Origin of the sequence: uncultured Campylobacter sp. (assembly GCF_938045225.1) — a bacterium.
Classification (GTDB): Bacteria; Campylobacterota; Campylobacteria; order Campylobacterales; family Campylobacteraceae; genus Campylobacter_A.
In genome coordinates, this window is the sequence record NZ_CALINL010000325.1 from 1 (window position 1) to 2,824 (window position 2,824).

General features: G+C 34.5%; 3 protein-coding genes. All 3 read right to left on the minus strand.

Going from position 1 to position 2,824, the window contains the following annotated elements; all coding sequences use genetic code 11:
• Positions 1-131: 131 nt before the first annotated feature.
• The 3 genes from Q0200_RS11775 to Q0200_RS11785 all read right to left on the minus strand — a co-directional run bounded on the left by Q0200_RS11775 (position 132) and on the right by Q0200_RS11785 (position 2,283).
• Positions 132-776, minus strand: coding sequence for a tRNA 2-selenouridine synthase (locus Q0200_RS11775; protein WP_297941289.1), 645 nt, complete (start codon positions 774-776; stop codon positions 132-134).
• A 196-nt stretch (positions 777-972) separates the two neighbouring features.
• Positions 973-1,731: a hypothetical protein gene (locus Q0200_RS11780; RefSeq protein WP_297941290.1), complete on the minus strand. Its 759-nt coding sequence runs from the start codon at positions 1,729-1,731 to the stop codon at positions 973-975.
• Between the two features lie 63 nt (positions 1,732-1,794).
• The gene (locus Q0200_RS11785) at positions 1,795-2,283 is read right to left on the minus strand and encodes a hypothetical protein (protein ID WP_297941291.1); all 489 of its coding nucleotides are present in this window, start codon (positions 2,281-2,283) and stop codon (positions 1,795-1,797) included.
• Between the last annotated feature and the right edge of the window lie 541 nt (positions 2,284-2,824).

Sequence of the window (2,824 nt, forward strand, 5' to 3'; positions counted from 1 at the left end):
TAAATTTATCAAACCATCCGTCTTCTTCATTCTCGTTAATCCAGTGAAGCATAGCATAGCTAGCGTCTGCTATGTCTGCATAGTCTTTAAATTTAGATATTAGGTCTTTGGTTGAAATTTCGCTCATAGTATTATCTTTTTTCCGTATCTTCTAAGTAAAACCTATTTCCGCCTTTTACGGTATATATTTCATCTCTTGATAAAGCAAATCCTCTTCCTTCGTCTCCGAAGAAACCGTATTTAGTTCCTTGATAGCTATATGTTGCAGAAAGCTCTATAGGTACTATTTCGTCATTATCCACGTAGAAGTATCCTATGTCTATAGAGGGTTTAAATTTATTATAATCTTCTTGTCCTATGAAATTTATGACCTCGTTTATATATTTTTTAGAAACATTAACGGCCTTTTTATAATCTTGCTCATAAGATCTAGTGCTTGTGTAGTATTTTTTACCGTTGGAGAGGGTTTGAGCTATTTTTGGGTTATTGTAATATCTTTCTTTAAGCAGTTTTCTCATCTTTTTATTTCGCTCGTCTTTATCTGATATGCGAGATACTTCATCTAAAATTTGCCTATTAACCGCCCCTCTCTCCCTCTCCCTATCATCTATTTCCTTTTCGAATTTCTTATTAAACACATACACCCCTCCGTATTTCTTACCTAGCTTTGTTATTTCGCTATTGCTTAGTTTGTTGTTACTACTAGTATCCTTTGCGCTACATCCTACTAAAAATGCTATAGCTAATAGGGCTAATATGCTTAAGGTAAATTTCACTACGTATCCTTTGGTTTTAGCGTCGGTTTGTATTATAGCTACTTAAATTTAATTGGGCTAAAATCTATTATCGACTTGCTCTAATTTTTTACTAGCCTTTTTAGTAGCCTTGCCGGACTTAAAGGCTCGTAAGCATATAAATTTCAACTAGTAAGTAGGGTCAACAATATTATTTTAAATTTCATCTCTTGTCCTTTTATTTAAATTTCTTAAATATATTTGCTTCTCTTATACGTTTATAGGAATTTATTCTCTTTTGCCTATCTGCCTTATTATTCACTATGCTTGTTACTTTATTTACTACATCTTCGTTTTCTGAGTCCGCTTTGCTTTCATCGGCTATTTTATATACCATTTTATATTTGTATATCCAGAAAAATGCATCCGACACAAAAGCATAGGTTATATTTTCGGCTACCAGTTCTGGATTATCTACAAAGCTTATTTCATCTCCCACCAATTTAACTTCGTGTGCAAATGTATTAAAGTCAGTATATATTTCTCTACCGGTTATTTGTATCATCCCTCTACCTCTATACTTCCATCCGTCGCCTTCTTGGGCATTGCCCAGTCGCAAGTCTTTAGGTCTATTTTCATCGGCATATACGATATTGCCTATTATTTCCTGATTAGCTTTTTGAGTAATTATTTTTTTCTTTCCTTCAAATTTTTCCTTTCTGCCATATTGCTCAGCTTCATCCGGATGATTTTTAAAGTAAGAAAAACTCATAAGACCTTTCGCGCTATAATCTAAACTCTCCGTTAGTTCATGGAAACCACTTCCTACCTCTACCACGCACTGTCCAAAGAAATGCTCTAATCTATGTCTGGTATCAAGCTTATATTTTACATACATCTGTACTCCGTCTGTATCTCTTCTGTTTAGCTCATCTACCATCTCTTGCAGGATATATTCTTGATCTTTTTTTATATCGGTAAATACCTTTTTTAACATATTTAGCATAAGTCGTTAAACGAGCTTATGAATTTATCCATATTGTATTTACATTGTTTAGGTTTAAGCTTTTACCGCAGTATCTGCATTGCTTCCTGTTATATTGCCTTCATCGTCAAGATAGATCTCTACGTCTTTATACTTTTCGTAAAATTTAGGAGCTAGAGTTTCATTGAGGTATTGTTTGCCTTTTGGCGTTAGAGCTACAAGGATATTATATTGACTCCAGTCATCAGGCTTATCCCAAGAGGTACAAGAGTATAGGACGGAGTAGCCTTCTTCATTATTTCTATCTTCATCGTAGCTTCTACTAAATTTCTTTTTATAAAAGAAGTTATCTCTAAAATACACCCAAGCTTCGTATTTGGAATTTCCGTAGTAAGACAAATTCGTAGGATAATCCGTTTGTTTATAATCGTCGTCCCAGTCGCATAAGAAGTCTATGTATCCTGCTAGAAAGAGATTTCCTACTATGCCTATGTATTCGCTTATGTAGGTTGGATTTGGGGAGTCTATGTCATCGTTGTCATAACTTATTAAATGCGGCATCATTTCGTCTGATTCGTGTCTAGGAGCAGATGCAACCATACACAAGCAACAATGCTCTAGAAGTTCTAAGATATCCGTCTTCGTAGTATTAGGTATAACTTTTAAAAATACTTCAATTATTGGTCTACAAAATAAACGATCATATTCTGTAAAAAGCTGCTCGCCTGATTCATGAATCATTTTAATCTTTTTCATTTCGGTTCCCATCCTTTTATATGTACTTTCCACTGACCGTCGCTTATATTGCCTATTTTATCTCCGGCTTTTTTAACGGCATCCATCTCTATCGTCTCTCCGCCTGCGCTTGATCCCGTTCTATATTTTATAATAGTCTTTCCGTCATCTAGCTTATGCGGTTATGAGGGATAGGCACGCTACTCCTCTCCTTCCTTTCTATCCTCAGGCAATACTAGATGACCTTTTTCGTCTATTAAGGAGTATTGGACTAATAAAACATAGCTTGTATCCCAATAATGATTATATCCAAAACTTTCAATATCGTAGTCTTTGTATTTTTCTTTAAAAAATTTTTTTTCTTCTTCAC

Excerpts from the sequence above, each read along its gene's own strand:
- Q0200_RS11780 (WP_297941290.1), bottom strand. The coding sequence starts at position 1,731 with ATGTTAAAAAAGGTATTTACCGATATAAAAAAAGATCAAGAATATATC.
- Q0200_RS11785 (WP_297941291.1), bottom strand. The coding sequence starts at position 2,283 with ATGATGCCGCATTTAATAAGTTATGACAACGATGACATAGACTCCCCA.